The sequence below is a fragment of the Qipengyuania sp. NPDC077563 genome (assembly GCF_044901345.1).
Classification (GTDB): domain Bacteria; phylum Pseudomonadota; class Alphaproteobacteria; order Sphingomonadales; family Sphingomonadaceae; genus Qipengyuania; species Qipengyuania aestuarii.
The window spans coordinates 1197474-1221229 of sequence record NZ_JBJDPC010000001.1 but is presented as its reverse complement, the minus strand read 5'-3'; the positions used below and the strand labels follow the sequence as shown (position 1 = coordinate 1221229).

Sequence of the window (23756 nt, the reverse complement as noted above, 5' to 3'; positions counted from 1 at the left end):
TCCAAAGACAACGGTACCGCGGGGTGGAGCAGTCCGGTAGCTCGTCAGGCTCATAACCTGAAGGTCGTTGGTTCAAATCCAACCCCCGCAACCAAACATTATCCCAAAATCACAATACTGTACGGTGGCTCATACGCCGCAAATGGCGACCAACCGACGCTGCTAGGCTGCGGGGGCGACTAATGGTCGGGCCCGAGACCTTCTCGAACTACCACTCTATCTCTCGGTGGTGCTTTCGGCATCAAGGTATTGAATGCCGAGATAGCTTGCACTGACCAGCGGGTAACTCTTGCAATGCCGTTCCTTTTTGCGATGGTAGCGCAAATAGGGGAGGGGCATGTGCGACTAATTGCGGCAATGGCCGGCGCAGTATTGGCTTTTCTGTATGCGCCTCATGTATCGTCGCAGGCACCACATTTCCGGCAGGGTTCAGCTCACACAGCCTTCATCGTGGATGGTGAACCATTTCTGGCGCTGGCGGTGCAGGCCAACAATTCTTCCAACTATCCAGAGATGCTGGAAACCGTGTGGCCGGTGGTGAACCGGGTTCATGCAAACACCTTGCTGATGCCGATCGCGTGGGAGCAGGTGGAGCCTGTGGAAGGCCAGTTCGACTTCAACTTCCTCGATAGACTAGTGGCCGAGGCGCGTGCGCATGACAAACGCTTGGTGTTGCTATGGTACGGAGCCTTCAAGAATACTGCGCCCGCTTATGCGCCCTCCTGGGTCAAGGCTGACGGGTTGCGTTTTCCCAGGATGCGGCGGCAGGATGGTTCTGCGCATTACGCGCTATCCCCTCATGGCGCGGCGACGATGGCGGCCGATGCGAGGGCCTTCGCAATGGTGATGCGGCATCTGGCAGAGATCGACCGGCAGCATACCGTCGTCATGGTGCAGGTCGAGAACGAAACTGGCAGCTATCGCCTCGCCCGCGACCATGCGGATGGCCCTAAAAGCGTGTTCGAACAGCCAATACCGGAGCAGCTGGCCGAGGGCCTCGGTATCGCTCGTCAAACGTGGGTCGAGGCATTCGGTTCGCGCGCCGAGCAGTTTTTCATGAGCTGGTACATGGCCCGCTATGTCGAAGGGGTAACGCTCGCAGGTCAGGCCGAATGGATCTTCCGGTCATGGTCAATGCGGCGCTGGGTGATGCCTTCACCGATGAGGGAGGGCATGTAGGACCCTCGGGCGGGCCCAATTGGAACGCATTACCGATCTGGCGGATCGCCGCGCCCAGTATCGATGCTTACGGCCCCGATATCTATACGAGCGACGCTAAATCCGTGCATCGCTATCTCGATCGCTATGGGGAAGGAAAGTGGCCGCTCGTGGTTCCAGAGATTGGCAATGCACGGGAATATGCACGCTTCGTCTGGCCCACACTCGGCCGCGGCGGTGTGATGTTCAGCCCGGTCGGAATGGACGCATCGGGCTTTTCCAATCATCCGCTCGGTGCAGCCGAACTGGATGAGGAAACCCTGGAAGCTTTCGCTGCTCCATACCGTCTTTTGGCGCCGGCCGCGCGCGACTGGGCACGCATCGCGATGGACCATCCGACTTGGGGCACAGCTCGCGGTCCGGAAGGCGCAGACCAAGCCCACACCATGGGTCGCTGGCGAGTAACTGCACAATACGGGCGCTGGATGTTTGGTGAGGACGACTGGAGCTTTGCCGGTCAGAAGGACCATCCGCTGAAAGATGAACCGACGGGCGGCGCCATGCTGGCGCAACTGGAGGACGATACCTTCCTCCTCACCGGGCGCAATGTGCGGGTGCGTCTCGCACTCAGCAATCCGAGCGCAGGTGAGCACGAGCAGATTATCGAAGCGCAGGAAGGTCGCTTCGAAGGCGGTGAGTGGGTGATGCGCCGCCGTTGGAACGGTGATCAGGTGGATTACGGATTCAATTTCGGAGAGCAGCCAGTCTGGCTCCGAGTGGAAATGGGGACTTACCGATGAAATTCGCACTTGGCGTGACCGCCAGCTTTCTGGCGATGACGACGTCAGCCTTGGGGGGAGAGGCCGTTCCGGTCGAGCATGGGATGCTGGTGACGACGGACGCAGGGGAGGAAGTCCGCGTCCTCGCCTTTACCGATGGTGCGTTCCGCGTAACGGTGGCGCAGGATGTCGATGATGCGGGGGAAAGCCTCATGGTGATTGCCGACGCCGATGGCGTGCCCGCGTTCTCTCAGAAGGACGGTTGGGCGAGCTTGGTTTCCACCGGAGGGACGGCAAATGTGCACCTGACCGACGGACGCCTGGTCGTGTACGGCCGCGACGGAGAGCTGCTGCTCGACGAAAACGCCGCGGCCCGTAGGATAACGCCGACTGAGCTGGAAGGGCAGGACTGGTTTGCCACCCGCGTCCAGTTCAACCGCGGTACGGACGAAGGGCTCTATGGTCTCGGCCAGCACCAGAACCGCCAGATGAACTACAATGGCGAAGACGTGGAGCTTGCCCAGCACAATATGGCGATCAGCATTCCCTACCTCGTCTCGACACGCGGGTATGGGCTGCTGTGGGATAATAACTCGATTACCCGCGTGGGTGACCCACAGCCATACGAGAAGCTGAGACTCTCGCCGGTGGTCATGTCAGGCAGCGGCTACCATGGGGCTCAGGAGAGCTGGAAGGCGGACTATTATCTCGGCGAGGAACTGGTTGTGTCCCGCCGGGAACCGAGCATTGACTATCAATACATCCAGGATCAGGCGCGCTGGCCGGCAGAAGCCACCGCGGCAGTTGAAGCGGCCACCACAGGGCAGAACACGGGCGGGAATTCGGTTGAACCACAGCGGGTCGTCTGGACGGGCTCCTTCACCCCAGAGACCAGCGGCACGCACAAGTTCCGCCTTTACTCTTCAAGCTATGTGACCGTGAGCGCGGATGGGGAGGAAGTGCTGAACCGCTGGCGCCAGAACTGGAACCCCTGGTATCACAACTTCGAGCTCGAACTGACAGCCGGAAAGCCGGTCCAGCTGAAAGTCGATTGGGAGCCGAACCAAGGCTATATCGCGCTGGAACATGCCGATCCTCTGCCGCAGCAAGATCGCCACTCGGTCAGCTTCGCAAGTGAGGCGGGTAGGGCGATCGATTACTACGTCGTTCCTGCACCGACCATGGACGAGGTCATTGCCGGATATCGCCGGTTGACGGGGCAGGCGCCGATGATGCCCAAATGGGCGTTCGGTTTCTGGCAATCGCGCCAGCGTTACAACACGCAGGCTGAACTGCTGGATGTGGTGAAGCAATATCGCGACGCTCGCATCCCGATCGACAATATCGTGCAGGATTGGTTTTATTGGCCGGAAGACAAATGGGGCTGCCACTGCTTCGATGAGCAGCGTTTTCCCGATCCTGCTGCCATGGTGCGCGAGGTCCACGATCAGGACGTTCGGATCATGATCTCCGTCTGGCCCAAATTCTATCCGGACACAGCTCATGCGCAGGAACTGGCCGCGGGAGGGTATCTTTATCCGCGGCCGCTGGAAGCGGGCCAGCTCGACTGGGTCGGACGCGGGTATGCCAACACCTTTTACGATCCCTATACTGCCGAGGCGCGCGGGATCTACTGGCGCCAGATGCGCGACTCATTGCTGCCGCTGGGTTTCGATGCTTGGTGGATGGATGCGACCGAGCCGGACTGGCATTCCAACCTTTCGGTTGAAGAACGCAAATATCAGATGACCAGTCCTGCCACCGGCGTGCCCGGAGCAGCGATCTTCAATTCCTACCCGTTGCCTCACGCAGAAGGCGTGGCCGAGGGGCTGCGCGCGGCGCGGCCCGATACGCGGCCCTTCATCCTTACTCGAAGCGGATTCGGCGGCATACAGCGGGCAAGTGCAGCTCTCTGGTCAGGCGACGTCGCAGCGCGGTGGGACGATCTGCGCGACCAGATCAGCGCCGGGCTTAATCTCAGCCTCGCGGGTGTGCCACACTGGACTCACGATATTGGCGGCTTCTCGCTTGAAAGCCGGTTCAGCCAGGAAGATCCGGAGCACCTGCCCGAATGGCGCGAGCTCTACACCCGATGGTTCCAGTTCGGCGCTTTCAGCCCGTTGTTCCGCAGTCATGGTGAATATCCGCAGCGCGAGTCGCCGATCATCGCGTCTGGCGATCCTGCGATGATGGAGAGCCTCACCTATTACCATCGCCTGCGCTACGCGCTGATGCCCTATATTTACACAGTGGCGGCGAGCACGCATTTCGATGACGGCACGATAATGCGGCCGCTGGTGATGGATTTCAAAACTGTTCGTGCGACCTGGGAAATCGACGATCAGTATCTGTTCGGTCCGGCGCTACTCGTGGCGCCAGTCACGCAGTTCGAAGCGCGCGAGCGCGCGGTCTACCTCCCTTCGGGAGCGCAGTGGGTGGACGTCAGTAACGGGCAGCGCCTGGAGGGCGGGCAGACAATCGTGGCGAAGGCGCCGCGGGAACGGATGCCCTTATTCGTACGCGCCGGTTCCATCGTGCCCAGCGGCCCGGCGATCAAGTCAACTGCGCAGGACACCGGGGGCGCGCTGACCGTTCATGTCTTCGCCGGCTCCGATGGCAGCTTCACCCTTTACGAGGATGAAGGGACCGACATGGGTTATGAAAGGGGCGAGTTCGCCCGTATTCCTATGGCATGGGACGAAACTAGCAGAATTCTGACGATCGGCGCGCGGGCGGGGACTTATCCCGGAATGCATTCTGAGCGGCAGATCGGTATCGTTTTCCACGATGGAAATGGTGCTGCGCCGGTATTCTCGGAAGAGCCGATCAGGACACTGATCTATGATGGCGCAGAACTGCGTGTTTCGTTGCCATTATAGGCCGACAATGGCGTTTCCGAAGGCTTGGCGCTATTCGGTAACGGCGAGAAGGCAGGCCTTCATTGTGCCCACCACGGTCTCCAATTGAGCCTGGCTGGTGGAACTCAGCTTCATACCCACGAACGCCAGGTGCAGCATCTCGCCGATCCCCTTCGCTGTCATGCCCCGGGAACTAAGCTGTCTTTCATAAGGGCTGAAGAATTCGCAAAGATTTGTCGCGGCTTCCTCATGGATGTCTGCAATCCGCTCGCGCATCGTAGTGTCGATCTCGAGTTCCAGCTCGTCGGCATGAGGCATGGCCTGCATGGATTCCCAAGATCTCACCACAAGGCGATCAAGAAGAATCGCAATCCGTTCTTCGCGATTTTCGACTTGATCGACCGCTTCGCTGATCTCGTTCCACTTGTGCCAAAAATGATAGCGGATAACACCGTGCAACAACTCTTCCCTGTTAGGAAAGATATTGTAAACAGTCTGACGTGAAACGCCTGCAGCTTGCGCAATATCGTTCATCGTGGCGCGGCGTATTCCATAGCGGCTAATCACTTCGTAGCCCGCCTCCGCGATCATGCATGCCCGTTCTTCCATAACAATCTTTTCTACAAATGATGCAAAAATGTCAATTTACAGTTGTACTAAAATTGTCAAAAGGCCGATCCATATGAATGGCGGGTGAAACCGTGGGATTTTCCGCAAGGATATATGATGCAGCTTTTTCGAACTTTCCTGTTTTTGGTTCTCGGGGCCTTGGTCGCGGCATGTTCCTCAGCCGAAGCTCCTCCGCAGGATCAGGCTATTCCTGTGCGCACGGTGACCGTCGGAAAGACCAGTCTGGATAATGTCATCGAACTCCCCGGCCGGGTGGAACCGGTTCGTGTGGCCGAAGTCAGGGCGCGCGTGACCGGCATCGTTCAGGACCGCATGTACGAAGAAGGTACCGATGTGGGCAAAGGGCAGGCGCTCTTTCGCATCGATCCTGCCGAACTTCGGGCGAGCTATGCTCAGACGCAGGCAAGCCTCGAGCGGGCTCGGGCGACGGCCGCCAATGCCAATGCGGTGGTAAAGCGCTATCGGCCGCTTCTGGAAGAAAACGCCATCAGCGGGCAGGAGTTTGACGCTGCACAGGCCGCTGCACGCGAAGCCAATGCGAATGTGGCCCAGATCCAGGCGCAGCTGCGAGCGGCCTCGCTTCAGCTCGGCTATACCACTGTCCGTGCCCCGATTTCGGGTCGTGCGGGCCGCGCCGCGGTCACCGAAGGCGCGCTCGTGTCGCAGCCCGAAGGCACCCTGATGACGCGGATCGAACAGATTTCGCCAATTTATGTATCCTTCGCACAGTCGGCGACGGAGGTGCTCAAAATTCGGCGGGCCATCGCCGATGGACAGCTCGATCTGTCCCCCGGCGATGCAGTGGAGGTTCGCCTGCTGTTTGCGGACGGAACCGAGTATGATTTGCCTGGCGTGATCGAATTCCTCGACTTCTCTGTCGACGAGGCAACCGGCACCGTGCAGCTGCGCGCCGAATTCCCCAATCCTGACGGTCTTCTTCTGTCGGGCGAATTCGTCAACGCCCGCATCTATGCCGGCAAGGTCAGTAACGTCGTTGCCATTCCGCAGCGCGCAATCACCGTCACGGATGGCGGCGGAACCGTTATGATCGTCGACAAGGAAGGCAAGGCGGCGCCTCGCCCGGTCAAGCTGGGCCAATTGATTGGCGACGACTGGGTGGTTGAAAGCGGGCTTAATCCTGGGGACCAGGTAATCGTGTCCAACCTTCAGAAACTGCAGCCGGGAATGCCGGTAAAAGTCGCGAACACGCGGACCGGCCAGCAGGCGCCCGCCAAACCCGCAGCAAAGGCCAAGTAAATGGCGCGCTTTTTTATCGATCGCCCCATCTTCGCATGGGTGATTTCGCTCGGCATCTTGCTGTCGGGCTTCATTGCTCTGCGCGCGCTGCCCATCGAACAATATCCCGAAGTTGCGCCGCCGTCGCTGGCAATCAATGTCGTCTATCCGGGTGCCGATGCCGAGACGCTCGAACAGAACGTGACGCAGGTGATCGAGCAACAGCTGAATGGGGTGGAGGGCTTCCTCTACATGTCCTCATCCAGTCGCTCGAACGGTTCGGCAGCGATTACGCTGACCTTCGAAGCCGGGACCGACATCGATATCGCCCAAACCGAAGTCCAGAACCGGCTGAGCACCGTCGAAGCGCGCCTGCCAGAGGAAGTTCGCCGCCAAGGTATCACGGTGCGGCAGGCCAATGCCGGCTTCCTGCTCATCGTGGCACTGACTTCCAAATCGGGTAATCTTGATACCACCGACCTCGGCAACATCGCATCGACCCAGGTGGTGGACGAATTGCGCCGCGTAGCAGGCGTCGGTGACGTGACGCTGTTCGGCTCCGAATATGCCATGCGCATCTGGCTCGATCCGGAAAAGCTTGCGTCCTACAATCTTTCGCCAAGCGCGGTCGTGGCGGCCATTCGTGAACAGAATGCGCAGACCGCAGGTGGCTCGATCGGCGCACTTCCGCTTCAGGAAGGGCAGGAAATCACCGCGACGATCACGACCGAAAACCGTTTCGCGACCGAAGACGAGTTCCGCCGCATCATCCTGCGGACCGACGAAGGCGGTGCCAGTGTTCGCCTTGGCGATGTGGCCCGGGTCGAAATCGGGGCGCAAAGCTATGCCACCTCAACCACGCTGAACGGCCAGCCCATGGCCGGAATGGCAATCCAGCTAGCTACCGGCGCCAACGCCCTCTCGACGGCAGAAGGCGTCAAGGAACGGATGGAGGAAATCGGAGCGGGCCTGCCGCAGGATGTCGCTTGGTCCGTTCCCTACGACACTACTCCCTTTGTCGAAATTTCGGTCGAAGAGGTCGTCAAAACGCTGGTCGAGGCGATGGTCCTCGTGTTCCTTGTGATGTTCCTGTTCCTCCAGAACTGGCGCGCAACTCTCATTCCCACTCTGGTGGTGCCTATTGCACTTGCCGGCGCATGTCTCGGCCTGTGGCTGTTCGGCTTCTCGATCAATGTGCTTTCGCTGTTCGGAATGGTTCTGGCGATCGGTATCCTGGTCGATGACGCGATTGTCGTTATCGAGAATGTGGAGCGGATCATGCGCGAAGAGGGCCTTGGCCCGCTACAGGCCACCCGCAAGGCCATGGATCAGATTACCGGTGCCATCATCGGTATCACGCTTGTCCTGATCGCGGTCTTCATCCCCATGGCGTTCTTCCCGGGCTCGACTGGCGGCATCTACCGCCAGTTCTCGGTTACACTGGCCATTTCGATCTTCTTCTCCGCCGTGCTTGCGCTGTCGCTTACGCCGGCCCTCTGCGCGACATTCCTGCGTAAGGAAGACGTGCAGGGACATGACGAAGAAGCGCCTTCAGATGACGAAGCCGACAGGCCTGTACCGAACGGATGGCGTGGCACGGTCGAGAAGGGGCGCCGTTCGATGGGCCGCTTCTTCGGACGCTTCAATCGCTGGTTCGGGCGAATGACCGATCGATATGGCAAGACGAACGAGCGGATCCTCAACCGGCCGATGCGCGGCTTCGCTGTATTCCTTTTGCTCGCCGGCCTTACCGGCCTGCTCTTCTTCCGCCTGCCCGGCGGGTTCCTTCCCACCGAAGACCAGGGCTATGTCATCTCCGTCGTCCAGTCACCGGCCGGTTCGACACGTGAACGCCTGGACGAGGCGCTGGCACCGGTCGAGGAATTCTGGGCGGCCCAGGAAGAGGTCGAGGATCGCGTTGTCGTAAGGGGCTTCAGCTTCTTCGGCCAAGGACAAAATCACGCCATCATTTTCACCCCGCTCGAAGATTGGGGTGAACGAAGCGGCGATGGAAGCTCGGCGGAAGGTCTCGTCGGGCGCGCCATGGGCACATTCATGGGGCTCGACAATGCCCTTGCCTTCGCGATCCAGCCCCCGGCGATCCAGTCGCTTGGACAGGCCAGCGGTTTCACTATGAAGCTGCAGGACCGTGCAGGGCTGGGGCGCGAAGCGCTTACTGCCGCTCGCGATCAGCTGCTTGGCATGGCGATGCAAAGTCCGACGCTGGCCAATATCCGGCCCGAAGACGAGGCACCTGCCCCCCAGCTTCATGTCGAAGTTGACCGGGTAAACGCCCGGGCGATGGGCCTGTCGATGACTGACGTAAACAATGCACTGTCGATCAATTTCGGGTCTGCCTATGCGAACGACTTCAACCGGCAGGGGCGCGTTCTTCAAGTCCTCGTTCAGGCGGATGCACCGCACCGGATGACTCCTGAGGATGTTCTTTCCCTCCGCATTCCCAACGCGCAAGGTGCGCTGGTGCCATTTAGTGCGTTCGCCACGGCGGAATGGACCGCCGGTCCGCCCGCAGTTGCACGTTACAACGGCTATCCGGCGATGACGCTGTCGGGCACCGCTGCTCCGGGCCAATCCTCGGGCGCCGCGATTGCCGAGATGGAACAGCTTGCAAGCCAGCTTCCCGAAGGGATCGGCTTCGAATGGACCGGCATCAGCTATGAAGAAAAGCAGGCCGGCGGCCAGATCGGCCTCCTGCTAGGCCTGTCCACTGTCATCGTCTTCCTTGTGCTTGCAGCGCTTTACGAAAGCTGGGTGGTTCCACTTTCCGTTTTGCTGATCGTGCCGATGGGTGTTCTTGGTGCCGTGGTATTCACCATGCTGCGCGGCTTGTCGGCCGATATCTACTTCAACGTGGGTCTCATTACGATCATCGGTCTTGCTGCCAAGAATGCAATCTTGATCGTCGAATTCGCGATCGAGGAAGAAGCCGAAGGCAAGAGCCCGATGGAGGCGGTGAAGGCGGCAGCAAGGTTGCGGCTGCGGCCAATCATCATGACTTCGCTTGCCTTCATCCTGGGCATGGTGCCGCTGGTCCTGTCTTCGGGGGCAGGCGCTGCCAGCCGGATCGCGGTGGGGACGGGCGTGATGGGAGGCATGATTGCCGCGACGGCGATCGGCATCTTCATCATCCCGCTGCTTTATCTTCTGGTGCGGACCAGGCTGGGCGGCCGCAAGCCAACGCCCGCCGGCCACCTCGACGGAGAAACCGAATGAGACGCCTGTTAACCGTCAGCCTGTCGGCCCTGGTTCTTTCGGGATGCGTCAACATGGCGCCCGATCACGGGCGTCCTGAGCTTGCCACGCTTCCAACCTATGATGCCGATTACCGACCCGACGGAACGGTCGTGGCGAGCACTCTGTCTTATGGAGAATGGTTTGCCGATCAGCGGCTAGTTGCGCTGATCGAGACTGCGGTCGCCAACAATCGGGATCTCGTTGCGGCGACGGCGCGGATCGAACAGGCCCGTGCGCAGTACCGGATCGAGGACAGCCGCCGTTTGCCGACCACTGTAGCAAACGCCTCCGCCACGCGGTCCCGCACTCCGGTGGGCACGGTTCAGCCGGGTGCCGACGGATCGATAACCAGCGATCGTTTCAACGTCGGCGTAGGCGTCTCGGCTTTCGAACTGGATTTCTGGGGCAGGGTAGCCAATCTCTCCGAAGCAGCGCGTGCGCAATATCTGGCGGTCGAAGCCAATCAGCGTGCCTTCTATCTGTCGCTCATTGCCGATACCGCATCGACCTATTTCGAACTGCTCGAAACGGAAGCTCAGATCCGTCTGGCGCAGGCGACGCTGGAAAGCAGGCAGGAAGGATTGCGCATCGCTCAGCGTCGTCTCGATGCCGGTGTGACTTCGGCCCTGCCTTTCAGACAGGCGGAAACGCTTCTGACGACTGCGGAGCAGCAGCTGGCCGCAGAACGACTCGCCGAAGCACGACTGCGGAACCAGCTGGCCGTTCTGGTCGGCGGTGCGATCCCGGCGAACCTCCCGCAATCTCTGCCGATGACGGCGCAGAACAATGGCATGACGCTTGATGCCGGAACGCCGTCAGATCTGCTGCTGGTCCGTCCCGACATCCAGGCAGCCGAAGAGCAATTGCGCGCCGCGCGGGCGAATATCGGCGCGGCACGGGCAGCTTTCTTCCCCACGATTTCGCTCACCGGCAATGCAGGACTCGCATCCAGCGATCTGGGGGATCTGTTCGGCTCGGACGGGTTTTCCTGGTCTTTCGGCCCATCGATCTCGCTTCCCATTTTCGACTGGGGCGCGCGCGAAGCCAATCTCGATCTTGCCAAGGCCCGCGAGGTCGAACAGATCGCGATCTATGACAAGACCGTCCAGACCGCGTTTCGCGAGGTCTCCGACGGGCTTGCCGGGAGGCGCTGGCTGGCGGAACAGGTGACGGCGCTGGAGAAGGGCGTTGCCGCGCAGGAGCGGCTCGCCCGGCTGGCGCGCCTCAGGTACCGTGAGGGCGTAGCCGATTACCTCGAAGTGCTGGATGCGGAACGCAATCTGTTTTCAGCCCAGCAGCAATTGCTGACCACCCGTCGGGCCTATCTCCAGAATGGCACGACGCTGTTCGTGGCGCTGGGCGGCGGACTGGGAGGGGCGCGCTAGGCTTCGGCTTGGCGCACCACCGCGAGCACTGAGGCGATCAGATGCCGGCGTACCATTGGTAGCCGGCACGATCCTCCCAATAGCCGCCCTTACCTTCGCCGATCCCCTCGAGGCTTTCGACCAGTTCGATCCCCGTCAGATATTTCGCGTGCTTGTAGCCTAATTGGCGTTCGAGCCGCAGCCGCACCGGTGCACCATTGCGTTCGGGCAGCGGCTCTCCATTGAGCTGGTGAGCAAGAATTGTCTGGGGATGGAAGGCATCGTCCAGATCGCAGCTTTCGTAATAATCGCCTCCATTCAGGTTGTCGGCGCAGCGAAAGACCGCGAACCGCGCCTCAGGCCGCACGCCAGCCGCATCGAGAATCGTCGACAGCTGCGGGCCCGTCCATTCGCCGATGGCGCTCCACCCTTCCACGCAATCGTGGCGGGTGATCTGCGTGCGCTGCGGCAGGCCGCGCAGGTTTTCCATCGAGAGCTCAAGCGGGTGCTCGACCAGGCCCGAGACCGTGACGGTCCAATTGGCGAAGCCATCTTCCATGGCGGCGCGATAGGTCCCGGTGTCGATACTTTGCGTACCATTGCCGCGAAAGAAGGGTGAGATTGCGGAGCGGCTGAACTCGGGCGCCATGGCAATCCGGCCGCCGCCCAGCGCCCGGTGCAGTCCGCGGTGCCAGTTTTGCGCCCTGTCCACGACTTTGCCGAACCAGCTGCTGTCTCCGACGGCATCGCATCCCGCAACGACGCTTGCCCCCAGGGCTACGAGAAAGTTACGCCTGCGCATCGGCGCCTCCGCTTGTGTCCAGGCGGCCGCCGAACAGCATGCCGCGCAGCTGGGTGATCGGACCTGCAAGCAGGACCAACACCACGTGGAGAATAAGAAAGGCTGCGAGAGCGAAAGCGCTCAGAAAATGGATCGAGCGTGCGCTTTGCCGGCCGCCGAACATTTCGCTGAGCCACGGCCATGCGGCTTCCATCCCCGGGCTCATTGCCATGCCGGTGAAGATCATCGCTGGCAGCAGGATGAAGATCACCAGCGCATAGGTTAGCTTCTGCAGCACGTTGTATTTGCCGTTGCCGTGCTCGAAATCGAGCCACAGATGCGCCTTCACATCGCGCCAGATGCTCTGCGGCCGCCATTCCGCCGCGCGTAGCAGCAGATCGCGCCTGATGTGACCGTTGATCAGGGCAATCACCATGAAGGCCAGGAGGCCGAAGGCGAAGACCAGCGAGAACACCACATGCCAGTCACGCGCCGCGGCCAGGCTGTAATAGCTCGGGATGGTGATCCAGCCGGGAAAGTCCGGCAGCGACAGCCAAGCTTCGGACGGCAGGAACCCCCGATCACCCCAATACAGGCGAGGGTGGGCGTTCGATATATTGAGGCCGCTCATGAACAGCACGAGAAGGCACAGGGCGTTTATCCAGTGCCAGAGACGTGTGGAGAGGGCGTGGCGCTTCTTCAATGACGATCCCCTTTGATGACCGGCCTATACCGCAGCCGATGAAGCCAGCGCAACGGCGGGTATTTCCCATCAAACAAATGCGCATTCATCTGCAACCTCGGATGGGCCGCAGCCTCGCGGAAAGTTGCGTGAGTCGCCTTCGCAGAGCAGACTTCGCTTGAAGCGGATAGCGCGCAGGAATACGGGCGATTCGATGATTTCCTCAGCCTATCCCGTCCGCGCGCTTCTGATCGCGATCTTCGTTCTCATGGCGGGTAGTGGATTTCTGTCCACGCTGATTGCGATTCGGCTGGAACTGGCAGGCGCTTCGGCTGGTGTTATCGGCCTTGTCGGGACCAGCTATTTCGGCGGCCTGATGCTGGGATCGCTCCGCGTCCAGAAGGTCATCGAACGAACCGGCCACATCCGCGCCTTTGCCGCTTTCGTGACGATCTATTCGGCAAGCAGCCTGACCTATGCCATTTTCGAATCTCCGGTTGTCTGGACAGTTCTGCGATTTATCGACGGGCTGGCCATGGCAGGTGTCTTCGTCTGCCTTGAAAGTTGGCTCAACCAGCAGGCAAGCCCCAAGAATCGCAGCGCCATGCTCGCGGCTTACATGATCGCACTCTATTGCGGACAGGCGGCAGGCCAGTTCCTGCTCAATCTCGGCGACGAGGCTCCGGATCTGCCCTTCATGCTTTCCGCGATCCTGCTGTCGATCGCGCTGCTTCCTGTCCTCCTCACGCGCATGGATCAGCCGGTCATCGAGACTGTTGCGCCCTTTTCCTTGCGCCGCCTTTACAAGGTCTCTCCGCTCGGCATCGTCGGCACGCTCGTAACGGGAGCCATTCTGGGGGCATTCTATGCGCTGGGCGCGGTATATATCCAGCGGATCGGAATGGGATTGTCGCAGGTGGCGCTGTTCACCTCATGCGTCATCGCCGGCGGGGTCGCTCTGCAATATCCGCTTGGACTGCTTTCGGATCGGTTCGACCGGCGTCTGATTGTGATCGCGAGCTTCCTGGCGACTTTCGCCGTATCGCTGCCCATTTTCCTGATGGAGCTCGCCCCTGTGGCAGTGATCGGGCTGGGCAGCCTCTTTGGCGGCTTCGCCTTTGCCCTCTATCCGCTCTGCGTGGCGCATTCGAACGACCATCTGTCCGAAGAGGAGCGGATCGGAGCAAGCAGCGGCCTTGTCCTCACCTATTCGGCAGGCGCGGTTGCCGGGCCCATGCTGGGCTCGATCGGCATGGGCGCTCTGGGCCCTGGCGGGCTTTTCGCCGTGACGGGCGGGCTTGCGATACTCGGCGGGCTGTTCGGCATCTGGCGGACCTTCGCCCGGCCTTCGGTCCCTGCCGAGGACCAGCAGGCGTTCCAGAGTCTGCCGCGTACCACCGCCATGGCCGCCATTTTCGAAGCAGCGGACGAGCAGCAGCCTGACAGTTGATCGCCCCGCCTTGACTTGCACGGTCGGCGCAGGCTCATGGCTGGCCAACCACAGACAACAAGCGAGATTCCTTCGTGACGACTTCTCCCAGCCTTCCGCCCCGGCATCGCAGCTGGCTGTTCGCCCCCGGCGACAGCGAGAAGAAAATGACGAAGGCGGCGCAGGGCGAAGCCGATATCGTCATCTTCGATCTTGAAGACGCGGTGGCGGAAGAGGCGAAACCGGCCGCGCGCGAGGGGATCGCCGCATTTCTTGCCGCGCGTGATGACAGCGAAAGGGCCAGATTATGGGTCCGGGTGAACCCGCTCGATGGACCGCACACGGCGGATGACCTGGCCGCCATCATGCACACCCGTCCCGGCGGGATCATGCTGCCCAAGGCGAGAGGGCGCCATGATGTGGAAGAACTCGACCGCCTTCTCACCCCGCTGGAAATGGAGCTTGGAATTGCGCCTGGCTCGACACCCGTCATTGCGCTGGTCACCGAGACTGCCGCTGCCATGTTCACCACGGGCGATTACGCCGATGCGCCGCGCCTCGCCGCGATGACATGGGGGGCGGAAGACCTGGCCGATTCAATCGGCGCGATGTCCAATCGCCTGGACAATGGCGAATATGCCTTCACCTATGAACTGGCCCGCAGCCTGACCCTGCTTGGTGCGGCCGCAGCCAGTGTGCCCGCGATCGAGACGATCGACGGTGATTTTCGCAATCTGGAAGGTCTGAAAGCCCGCGCGGAAAAGGTGCGGCGCGACGGCTATCGCGGGATGCTGGCGATCCACCCGGCGCAGGTGCCGGTGATCAACGAAGCATTCAGCCCGGGCGAGGACGAAATCGCCGAAGCGCGCGAGATCGTGGCGCTGTTCGAAGCCAATCCGCAGGCCGGGACCATCGGCCATAACGGCAAGATGCTGGACCGCCCGCACCTCAGCCGGGCGCGGCAGCTTCTGGCGCAGGTGGATTGCTAGGCACTGAGCTTGCCGACTTCGGCGAGAACGCGCTCGCTCCACTCTGGGCGGCAAATGAGCAGGTCCGGCATGTAGGTGTCCTGCTGGTTATAGATCAGCGGGCTCCCATCGATCCGGCTGGCATGGAGTCCGTGCGCCAGCGCGACCGCCACGGGGGCCGCACTGTCCCATTCATATTGCCCGCCGGTGTGCAGGTAGATTTCCGCTTCGCCCCTGACCACGGCCATGGCCTTGGCTCCGGCCGAACCCATGGGCACCAGTTCCGCGCCGATCGTATCAGCCACCGCTACGGCTTCGCTGGCGGGCCGCGTGCGGCTTACCAGCATACGCGGGGTTTGCGCGGCCGGGGGTAGGGCACCGGGCGTATCGCTGCGGAGCACTTCCCCCAGGCCGGGCAGGGCCACCGCGCCCGTCTCCGGCCTGCCATCGACGCACAGTGCCACATGCACGGCCCAGTCGCTGCGTTCTTCGCCATATTCACGGGTGCCGTCGACCGGGTCGACGATCCATACGCGTTTTTTGGAGAGGCGTTCGGCTGTGTCCTTGCTTTCTTCCGAAAGAAGGCCGTCATCGGGGCGCTGGGCGCGAACTGCGTGGCAGAGAAACTGATTGGCGGTCTGGTCGCCTGCCTTGCCGAGGCTCTTGCCCTCGAACATGCCGCTCGCACGGACTTCCAGCAGGATCCGGCCAGCGACCTGAGCGAGATGGGCGGCGAGTTCGGCGTCGGTCATTGGGTTCTCGCGGATTTCTAAAGAAGTAGGGGCCCGCATGGCAGACCTGCGCCGCCTTGCGAACCCCCACGGTGTTTAGAAATTCTGCGGTCAGGCGACGGCAGGTTTTCTCGCGAAGATGCCGAAGCCGGCGATGATCGCATAGCAGATGATGGGCAGGATCAACGCCGTTCCGAGGCTGCCGCTTGCATCGGCCAGCATCCCGGTGAGCAGCGGGATCACGGCACCGCCGAAAATAGCAATGTTGATGATACCCGAGCCGTCTGCTGCCTTCATGCCGAGTTTCTCACAGGCAAGCGAGAAGATGGTAGGGAACATGATAGAGTTCATAAGGCCGACTGCGAGCAAGCTGTAGCCTGCAGCGGTGCCGGTGGTGCTGGTCGAGAAAAGCACAAGCGCAATTGCGCCTAATGCCACACCAGTCAGTACCAGACCTGGGCTAGCATAGCGCAACACCAGCGAGCCAATGATGCGTCCGACCAGCGCGCCGCCCCAGTACAGGAAGATCATGTCGCCCGCAGCACGTTCTGTGAGACCAAGTACGCTTTCCTGCATCAGGTAGTTCACGATTAGTGAACCGATCGCAACTTCCGCACCTACATAGAGGAAGATACAAGCGGCTCCGTAAGAGAAGCGGGCTCGGCCGAGCAGGCTGTTACCCCACAGCCAAATCGCCGGTCCGACGATCAAAAGAATGATCCCGGGTATTTCATTGCCGCGGATTACAAGCCAACCGCCGAGTGCGATCGGCACGATACCGATGAGGTAGCGAGTGAAGGAGGTCAGGGCGGTGCCCTGCATGGCTGCTGCGTCGTGCGGGAGTTTGTTGCGATTGATCCACACCACCAGTGCGATCACCGCGAGGGCAGCCGCAAGACCCAGATAGGTCGATACGATCGCTGCACTTTCCGCGGTGCGATAGGCCGCCAATTCGGAACCCGATAATTCTGCAGCCGAAACACCGGCAAGACCGCCAAGAATAAGCGCCGATCCTACGCGCGGGAAAATCGTTGTGCCGAGGCTGTTGAAGGCCTGAGCAAAAGTAAGGCGGCTGTGGACGGTCTTTTGCGGGCCCAGAAGCGAAATAAGCGGATTGGTGACAACTTGAACGATCACCACGCCGCTAGCCAAGATGAAGAGCGCACCAAGGAAAATACCGTAGGTCGCAGTCTGACTGGCGGGAATGAATAACAAGCAACCCGCCATCATTATCAGAAGGCCAGCCACAGCACCGCGCATATAGCCGATCCGCTTGACCAATTCGGCACCTGGAATGCCAATCATCAAATAGGCGGTGAAGAAGCAGAATTGCACCAGCATGGCTTCGGTGTAGTTGAGCGTAAAAAGCTCCTTCAACTTCGGCAGGATAACGTCATTGAGTGACGTGATACCGCCGAAGATGAAGAATAGCGCGAAGACGAAATACTGGAGTCCCGGCGCGTTAACATGCGCGCCGTCCTCAGTAAGAGTCGCCGGGTCGGTGCTCGACGCGACATCTGGTGCGAGTGCCATTCAGTATTCCTCCCAAGTGCCGACGAACTTCACGAACCGGCGTTGATCTTGCGTCACGCTATGTGCCAGCCTTGTCGGGCAGCACAAAGCGAATACGATTTCGCGCGCTCAGAACGAGCAGGCCGTTCCTTCGGCAACATCTTCGCGCACCACGCTGGCGATGCGGAAAGTGACCTCGGCTTCGGTTTCGAACCGGATGCGGTTGCCAAGTCCGGGCGCGCACTGATCGGTGATCAGCATTTCGCGCCAGCCCTTGCCATGCGCCACCGCGAAGGGCTGGGTCAGGTCGACCAACGCGTCTTCGCCTACACGCAGCTTGATCGGAGCGGTCGGCCGCGTGACCACTTCGTAGGTGATGCGATAGGCGCCGCCGGTATCGGGCGTCTGCGACAGGCCGAAACGCGAGTTGGCACGCATGGTGATCTCGCGCGCATCTTCCTGTGCATTGCGGTCGTAACCGCGAACCAGAACGCCGGAATCGGTGAGATCGCCCCGCATCTGGGCGAGATATTCGCCCACGCCTTCGACATTCGGTTTGACCGCAAATGCGACTACGCCATCGGCCAGGCGGCCGGATTCGAACAGGGCGCGTGACGGACCTTCGAGCAGCGGGGCGCAGTTTTCGTCGAGCTGCGGAGTGGGTGAGGTGTCGGTCAGCGCGCGGCCGTATCCGACGGCAAACAGAGCACCCTTGGGGCCGTTGAGCGGACCGGCATCGCAGGTGGCGGGCCAGCTGAAGCCGAGTTTTCCGGTGGCGGGCATCGCGCCGGTCAGGACATCCGCCACGCCTGCGCCTTCGCTACCCGGGAGCCAGGATGCAACGAAAGCATCGGCCAGGTTCATTTCGCGGTTTACCCACATAGGGCGGCCCGAGAGGAACACGGCGACCGTGGGCACGCCGTCCGCCTTGAACTTGCGGAGCAGGGTCAGCCCTTCCTCGTCGGTGAAGCCGAGGTGCTTGCGGTCGCCCGCAAACTCCGCATAGGGCTCCTCGCCGAAGACGACCACGGCCACATCCGGTTTGGCCGTGTAGGTGCCATCGGCCGACAGCACGGCCTTGCCGCCGCTTTCCTTCGCCGCGGTTTCCAGCCCCTTCCAGATCGAGGTCGCGCCCGGGAAATAGCTGTTGTCGAGATCGCCGCCACCCTGCCAGGTCAGCGTCCAGCCGCCGGCGGCCTGCGCGATATCGTCAGCCGCGCTGCCTGCAACGAGGATGTTCGCCCCGGCCTTCAGCGGCAGTACGCCGTTGTTCTTGAGCAGTACCTGCGATTTGGCGACCGCCTCGCGCGCGATGGCGCGGTGTTCGGGTGAACCGAGCAGATCGTACTTGCCTGCATTGGGGCGGCCCGACGGCTGAACGAATTCATCCAGCAGCCCGGCGCGGTATTTCACGCGCAGCACGCGGCTCACGGCTTCGTCGAGGCGGGCCATGGGGATCGTGCCGTCCTTGACCTGCGCAACGGTGGTTTCGAGCAGGCCCTTCCAGTCGTCCGGAACCATGTAGATGTCGAGCCCGGCGAGCAGGGATTGCGGACAGTCGGTATTGGTGCAGCCTGCGACCTGCCCGTGGCCGTTCCAGTCGCCGACGACGAGGCCGTCGAAGCCCAGTTCGTTGCGAAGCACGCCGGTCAGCAGCGCTTCATTGCCGTGCATCTTGCGGCCGTTGATCGAGTTGAAGCTGGCCATCACCGCTTCCACCCCGGCGCCGATCGCGGCGGGGTACGGGGCAGCGTGGATCTTCTTCAGCTTCTCGATATCGCCTGTGACCTCGCCCTGGTCGACGCCCTGGTCGGTCCCGCCGTCACCGAAGAAGTGCTTGGCAGTGGCGATGACATGCCCCGCGCCCAGGCGGTTGGGATCGCCCTTGCGGCCTTGCAGCCCTTCGACCAGCGCGGCGCCCAGCGGGGCGACGATCTTCGGATCCTCGGAATAGCTCTCATAGGTGCGGCCCCACCGGTCGTCCTGTGCCACGGCGATGGTGGGCGAGAAATTCCAGTCGATCCCGGTCACTTCGATCTCGGTCGCGGTCGCTTCGCCGATGCGGCGCACGAGGTCGGCATCGCGCGTGGCGCCAAGGCCGATATTGTGCGGGAAGATCGTCGCCTTCATCACATTGGTATGGCCATGCACGGCATCGGTGCCCCACATGGTGGGGACGGTCGGCTGGCCATCGGCCTGCGGCGCGATCGAGGCGAGATACATCTCGTCGGCGAGCTTCAGCCATTCGCTGGCTTCGGCATATTCATCGCCGTAAGGGCCGCCATTACCGCCGTTGAGATAGCTGCCGAAACGGTAGCGGCGCATGTCTTCGGCGGTGAAGCTATTGATCTGCGGCTGGATCAGCTGGGCGACCTTGCGCTCCACACTCATGCGGGCGAGCAGGTCGGCGACGCGGGCATCTTCGGCGGCGCGCGCGGTACTGGCGGCAGGTGTCTCCATATCGCCCGGAACAGTGGTGCACCCCGCAAGTGTGATTGCCGCGGCCGTGGCCATCCAAAACGCTTTCATATCGATCATCACTCTCCGCGCTCCCTTTTTGAGAACGTTATCAATTGCGGGGATTGGCACGCTCGGTGCGCAAAATCAAGCGGCTACTTCGCAGGGGTGAGGGTGAGCAGCAGCGCTGTCCCGATCGCGACAAGGGCCGCCAGCGCAAAGAACAGCGCGCTGAACCCGAACACCGGCACCAGCGCCAGCGTCAGCCAGGGCATGATCATGCTGGGCACGGTGTTGGTCAGGTTGAAAATGCCGAGATCCCGGCCCCGGCGCGAAGGGCGGGGCAGCACGCGCAGCGTCTGGCTGGTATGCAGCGCGAGGAACACGCTCGACGACAGGCCGAAGACGACATAGCCCGCGATGGCACCGCCAAGGCTGTCCGACAGCGCCATGACCAGCAGGCCGACTGCGCCGATGGCGGACCCCAGCACCAGCGGCAGGATGGGGCGTTCGCGCCGGTCGGACCAGCGCCCCGCCAGCATCGCCAGCGGCACCGACAGCGGCAGGACAATCGAGAAGACCCGCGCCGTATCGCTGTCGGTGAAAGACGGATCGATGCTGGTGAACCAGATGAGCAGATAGGTGAACAGCGCCGCTTCCGCGATCTGCACCAGCAGCCGCGCCAGCCACATCCGGGCGGCAGCGCTGCGCTTGGCGTGGCGGGCCTCTTCGTCGGGATTTCTGTCGTCCAGCATGAGCTGCGGCATCGCCCGCGGGTTTCCGAACAGCAGCACGGGAAGCACCATGGCCGCAACGAGGCCCGCCACCAGCACCAGCCGGTGATCGGCACCGGCGAGGCCGGGAAGCGTCACGATGGCCCCCGATGCCGCGCCGAGCGCAGGCGCAAAGGCCAGCAATCCGCCCAGAAATCCCTTCTGCCTGTCAGGCACGGCGTCACCCGCCCATGCGCCGAGCGGCCCCAGCATCATGTTGAGCGCAAGCTGCCAGACCACGATAAGGCCCAGCAATTGCGCCGGCGTGCCGGTGGCGCGGACACTCACCAGCAGGCTGCAGGACAGCACCAGCCCGGTCGCGATCCAGGGCTTGCGGGTCCGGGTGAGATCGCTCAGCCAGCCGAACAGCACATTGCCCGCGCTGGCCGCGATCGCGCCGGAAAAGGCGATATAGGCGAGCAGGTCGATCCGCGCCTCGCCCGCCATTTCAGTGGCGCGCAGCGGCAGCAGGAGGGTAAGGAACGGAACATAGGACACCGCGCCCCCCGCCACCGCCAGCGCGTACAGCCACATGAAGCGCAGCGATTGCCGCCCGTGATCCGGCCCCTCAGCCTGCGTCATGCTTCGGGGCGCGCGCGGTCGAGCTGCGGACGATCACTTCGCCGGGTACGGCGGTCGGGCCATCGGGCAGTTTCCCGGACTGCGCTTCGATCAGCAGTTCGACGACCCGCGAAATGGTTGCTGCAATCGGCTGGTCGACGGCGGTCAGGGCCGGCTGGGTGAAGCGCACGATGGGCGAATTGTCGAAGCTGACCAGCGACAGGTCCTCGGGCACGCGGAGCCCGCGTTTGCGGGCGACGGCCAGCGCCGCCAGCGTCATCTGGTCGCTGCTGGCGATGATGGCCGTGGGCGCGGGTACGAGAGACAGCAGTTTCTCCGCCGCGGCAGCGCCGCTTTCGAAGCCGAAATCCCCGCGCTGGCACAGGTCCTCGGTGGACAGGCCGGCGCGTTCCATGGCCGCTTCCCACCCGGCGATACGGCGATTGGCCAGGCTGAATTCCTCAGGCCCGGCGATGAAGCCGATCCGTTCGTGCCCCAGTTCGATCAGGTGATCGGTGGCCAGCCCGGCGTTGAACTTGTCGCCCATGGTGACCGCGATGCCCGGCCCGGCTTGCATGGATCCGATCCGCGCAAACGGAATGCCGCGCGTGGCCAGCAGGCCGGTGATCAGGTCGTTTTCCGAATGGGGCGGGGTGAGGATCACGCCGTCGGGCTGGAGCGCGGCGATGGCTGCGCTCAGTTCGCGTTCGACATGGTCGTTATGCGTATCGACCAGCTCGATCATCATCCGGTACCCATGCTCGGCACAGGTCAGCATGCCGCCCAGCAGCATCTGGTCGATCCAGTCGCGCCCCTCGCGCGCGCGCCAGTCCGCAATTGTGCGGTCGCGATCGTTGATGGCCAGGATGATGTAGGACCGCGAACCGCTCATGCGCTGGGCGGCGATGCTGGGCACATAACCCAGCTTGTCGATGCTGGCCTGCACGCGCTCTTTCATCGCGGGCCGCACATTGGGCTCGTTGTTGATGACGCGGCTGACGGTCTGCAGGGAAACCCCCGCATCGGCAGCAACATGCTTGATTGTCACCGACTGGCGCCGCCGACCCATTAAGACATCCCCCTAAACGTATCTCTCGCTAACGCAGCAAAACCGTCTTCGCCAGCACATTGAAACCGCTTGGGTCGAGTTTCCAGTCGGTTTGTCTATTCGGCGAGGATAAGTGTGGCACTGCGCAATGGCGGAATGACCGGGTTGGGGCCGGTTGCAGACTGGCAGGTTACAGCTAACGAAGTTGGCAAGGCCGCCGTTGCAATGGCAACTAGTCGCTCGGCAAGTCAGAACGTCTATTTGTTGGGCTGATCGTTCTCACCAGCACGTTTCGCGCGCATGCTCTCTACCCAATCGAGGACGCCATCGAACACTTCGTCCTTGATCAAGATCCAACCATGTGTCCGCACATGGGCAATGAGCTTCTCTAACGTTTGGACAAACGCGTCGTGGGACGCGAAGCGATGGGTGAGCGCATGAAAGGAGTGATAATCCATCACGATGCCACCTCCGGAAAGCCCCGCCATTTTTTTGCATGCCGCAACGTAGGCGGCGCCTTCGTCGTCGAAGAGCTCCTTGACGATCGCGAGGCCGATGACGCGCCGTGTGCTGATGTCGACATCGATATCCCGACCGGCAACTACCAGCTTCGCGACGCTTTCACGTTTGAGGTAGCGGGCGGCGCCGTTGATTTGCCGTATCGCCGCATCGATCTGGCTGTGAGTTGCTAGTCGCTTGCGGTGGAGAGTGCGAGTTATCCCGGCTTCCGTCGTCGGGCTGTCCTTTGCCTGAACGAGAATTGCTAACTCTTCGGTTAGGACCAGGTGATCGAGGATTTCCTTATGATTATCCTTCCGCCTAGGGTTCATCATGATCTGCCCGGGCTCGAAGACCCGTGACAAGCATGACGAAATGTCCCGCTCCTGATAATAACCGGGGTCGGTTCTCGTTAGGGTGTCGTGGCGGAAACCGGAGCCCCCCTGATAGCTGTTCATCTCCGGCGTCATATCGAAGACAAAGAGGTCGCTCGGCGAAAGTGATTCTTTGAAAATGGCGTTGATCGCACGCTCGTCATCCTCGGCCGTCCGAGCACCAAACCAGTCGTTCAGCACGGTATGGACGGACTTTGCCGTTTCGGGATGGTAGCTGAGCAGGTGGATGTCCTCGTCGCCGACGAGGCAGCTTCCGTTATCCTTCAAATCCGCACGGAAGCTGATCCACTCGTAATTGTGTTCGTCGAAGAAATAGACGCTGACTTCGTCATATTTCAGGATCTCGATAATGTCTTGCGAGAAGGCATCATCGCCGAACAGCGGGGTGCGAATGGTGAGGGGCTCGTCGTCGTCATCGAAGAACGCGGTGATGAGCGAGGTGGTTGTGCATGAGGACGATGGTAGCGCTGGCAGGTAAAAGGCGAAACCCCTGTGCATCTGGACCGCAAGGATCGCCTCTTTCTGTGTTTTAACGACGAGGGAAAGCTGCTCATCGTCGCCAAGACGAACAGGCATTAGCCCACCGGCGAATTGGGCGATCTGAGCCTTCACTTCTGGGTAGACGACCGTCAGGCGCATGT

At 61.6% G+C, this 23756-nt stretch carries 17 protein-coding genes and 1 tRNA gene; 9 read left to right on the top strand and 9 right to left on the bottom strand.

Features of this window, described 5'->3' with window-relative positions; translation table 11 throughout:
* Positions 1-17: 17 nt before the first annotated feature.
* The 4 genes from ACI2I1_RS05855 to ACI2I1_RS05840 all read left to right on the top strand — a co-directional run bounded on the left by ACI2I1_RS05855 (position 18) and on the right by ACI2I1_RS05840 (position 4816).
* Positions 18-94, top strand: a tRNA-Met gene (locus ACI2I1_RS05855).
* A gap of 356 nt (positions 95-450) precedes the next feature.
* Positions 451-1179, top strand: a complete 729-nt coding sequence (locus tag ACI2I1_RS05850; RefSeq protein WP_404678298.1) for a beta-galactosidase — start codon at positions 451-453, stop codon at positions 1177-1179.
* A complete protein-coding gene (locus ACI2I1_RS05845) occupies positions 1113-1958 on the top strand; it encodes a DUF5597 domain-containing protein (protein ID WP_404678297.1) in 846 nt (281 codons plus the stop codon). Before ACI2I1_RS05850 ends, ACI2I1_RS05845 begins: the two co-directional genes overlap by 67 nt.
* Complete coding sequence (locus tag ACI2I1_RS05840) at positions 1955-4816, top strand: TIM-barrel domain-containing protein (protein ID WP_404678296.1); 2862 nt, start codon at positions 1955-1957, stop codon at positions 4814-4816. The genes ACI2I1_RS05845 and ACI2I1_RS05840 overlap by 4 nt, the downstream gene beginning before the upstream one ends.
* 30 nt (positions 4817-4846) lie before the next feature.
* On the opposite strand, the gene ACI2I1_RS05835 is transcribed toward ACI2I1_RS05840, so the two are convergent.
* On the bottom strand, positions 4847-5404 hold the full coding sequence (locus tag ACI2I1_RS05835) for a TetR/AcrR family transcriptional regulator (protein WP_404678295.1): 558 nt from the start codon (positions 5402-5404) through the stop codon (positions 4847-4849).
* A gap of 114 nt (positions 5405-5518) precedes the next feature.
* On the opposite strand from ACI2I1_RS05835, the gene ACI2I1_RS05830 reads away from it, so the two are divergent.
* Genes ACI2I1_RS05830 through ACI2I1_RS05820 form a run of 3 tightly spaced genes read left to right on the top strand, consistent with a single transcriptional unit; the run spans position 5519 to position 11301 of the window.
* The gene (locus ACI2I1_RS05830; protein ID WP_404678294.1) at positions 5519-6682 is read left to right on the top strand and encodes an efflux RND transporter periplasmic adaptor subunit; all 1164 of its coding nucleotides are present in this window, start codon (positions 5519-5521) and stop codon (positions 6680-6682) included.
* Complete coding sequence (locus ACI2I1_RS05825) at positions 6683-9895, top strand: multidrug efflux RND transporter permease subunit (RefSeq protein WP_404678293.1); 3213 nt, start codon at positions 6683-6685, stop codon at positions 9893-9895. It abuts the gene before it with no gap.
* The gene (locus ACI2I1_RS05820) at positions 9892-11301 is read left to right on the top strand and encodes an efflux transporter outer membrane subunit (protein ID WP_404678292.1); all 1410 of its coding nucleotides are present in this window, start codon (positions 9892-9894) and stop codon (positions 11299-11301) included. The genes ACI2I1_RS05825 and ACI2I1_RS05820 overlap by 4 nt, the downstream gene beginning before the upstream one ends.
* Before the next feature lie 37 nt (positions 11302-11338).
* On the opposite strand, the gene ACI2I1_RS05815 is transcribed toward ACI2I1_RS05820, so the two are convergent.
* Together ACI2I1_RS05815 and ACI2I1_RS05810 are read right to left on the bottom strand one after the other, a co-directional pair.
* On the bottom strand, positions 11339-12082 hold the full coding sequence (locus ACI2I1_RS05815) for a molybdopterin-dependent oxidoreductase (protein WP_404678291.1): 744 nt from the start codon (positions 12080-12082) through the stop codon (positions 11339-11341).
* A complete protein-coding gene (locus ACI2I1_RS05810) occupies positions 12069-12764 on the bottom strand; it encodes a cytochrome b/b6 domain-containing protein (protein ID WP_404678290.1) in 696 nt (231 codons plus the stop codon). The genes ACI2I1_RS05815 and ACI2I1_RS05810 overlap by 14 nt, the downstream gene beginning before the upstream one ends.
* A gap of 193 nt (positions 12765-12957) precedes the next feature.
* On the opposite strand from ACI2I1_RS05810, the gene ACI2I1_RS05805 reads away from it, so the two are divergent.
* Both ACI2I1_RS05805 and ACI2I1_RS05800 read left to right on the top strand, forming a co-directional pair.
* On the top strand, positions 12958-14193 hold the full coding sequence (locus tag ACI2I1_RS05805) for an MFS transporter (protein WP_404678289.1): 1236 nt from the start codon (positions 12958-12960) through the stop codon (positions 14191-14193).
* Between the two features lie 74 nt (positions 14194-14267).
* Positions 14268-15161 carry an HpcH/HpaI aldolase/citrate lyase family protein gene (locus tag ACI2I1_RS05800; RefSeq protein WP_404678288.1) on the top strand — a complete coding sequence of 298 codons (894 nt, stop codon included), beginning with the start codon at positions 14268-14270 and terminating at the stop codon, positions 15159-15161.
* Here ACI2I1_RS05800 and ACI2I1_RS05795 read toward each other — a convergent pair.
* The 6 genes from ACI2I1_RS05795 to ACI2I1_RS05770 form a co-directional block, all read right to left on the bottom strand.
* Positions 15158-15892 carry a 3'(2'),5'-bisphosphate nucleotidase CysQ gene (locus ACI2I1_RS05795; protein ID WP_404678287.1) on the bottom strand — a complete coding sequence of 245 codons (735 nt, stop codon included), beginning with the start codon at positions 15890-15892 and terminating at the stop codon, positions 15158-15160. The genes ACI2I1_RS05800 and ACI2I1_RS05795 overlap by 4 nt on opposite strands.
* Before the next feature lie 90 nt (positions 15893-15982).
* Positions 15983-17404 (bottom strand): sugar MFS transporter, encoded by a 1422-nt coding sequence (locus tag ACI2I1_RS05790; RefSeq protein WP_404678286.1) that lies wholly within the window; start codon positions 17402-17404, stop codon positions 15983-15985.
* Between the two features lie 108 nt (positions 17405-17512).
* Complete coding sequence (locus tag ACI2I1_RS05785; RefSeq protein WP_404678285.1) at positions 17513-19921, bottom strand: glycoside hydrolase family 3 N-terminal domain-containing protein; 2409 nt, start codon at positions 19919-19921, stop codon at positions 17513-17515.
* Positions 19922-19995: 74 nt separating this feature from the next.
* Positions 19996-21195 (bottom strand): MFS transporter, encoded by a 1200-nt coding sequence (locus tag ACI2I1_RS05780; RefSeq protein WP_404678284.1) that lies wholly within the window; start codon positions 21193-21195, stop codon positions 19996-19998.
* Complete coding sequence (locus ACI2I1_RS05775) at positions 21182-22243, bottom strand: LacI family DNA-binding transcriptional regulator (protein WP_404678283.1); 1062 nt, start codon at positions 22241-22243, stop codon at positions 21182-21184. Before ACI2I1_RS05775 ends, ACI2I1_RS05780 begins: the two co-directional genes overlap by 14 nt.
* Before the next feature lie 236 nt (positions 22244-22479).
* The gene (locus tag ACI2I1_RS05770; RefSeq protein WP_404678282.1) at positions 22480-23754 is read right to left on the bottom strand and encodes a hypothetical protein; all 1275 of its coding nucleotides are present in this window, start codon (positions 23752-23754) and stop codon (positions 22480-22482) included.
* Between the last annotated feature and the right edge of the window lie 2 nt (positions 23755-23756).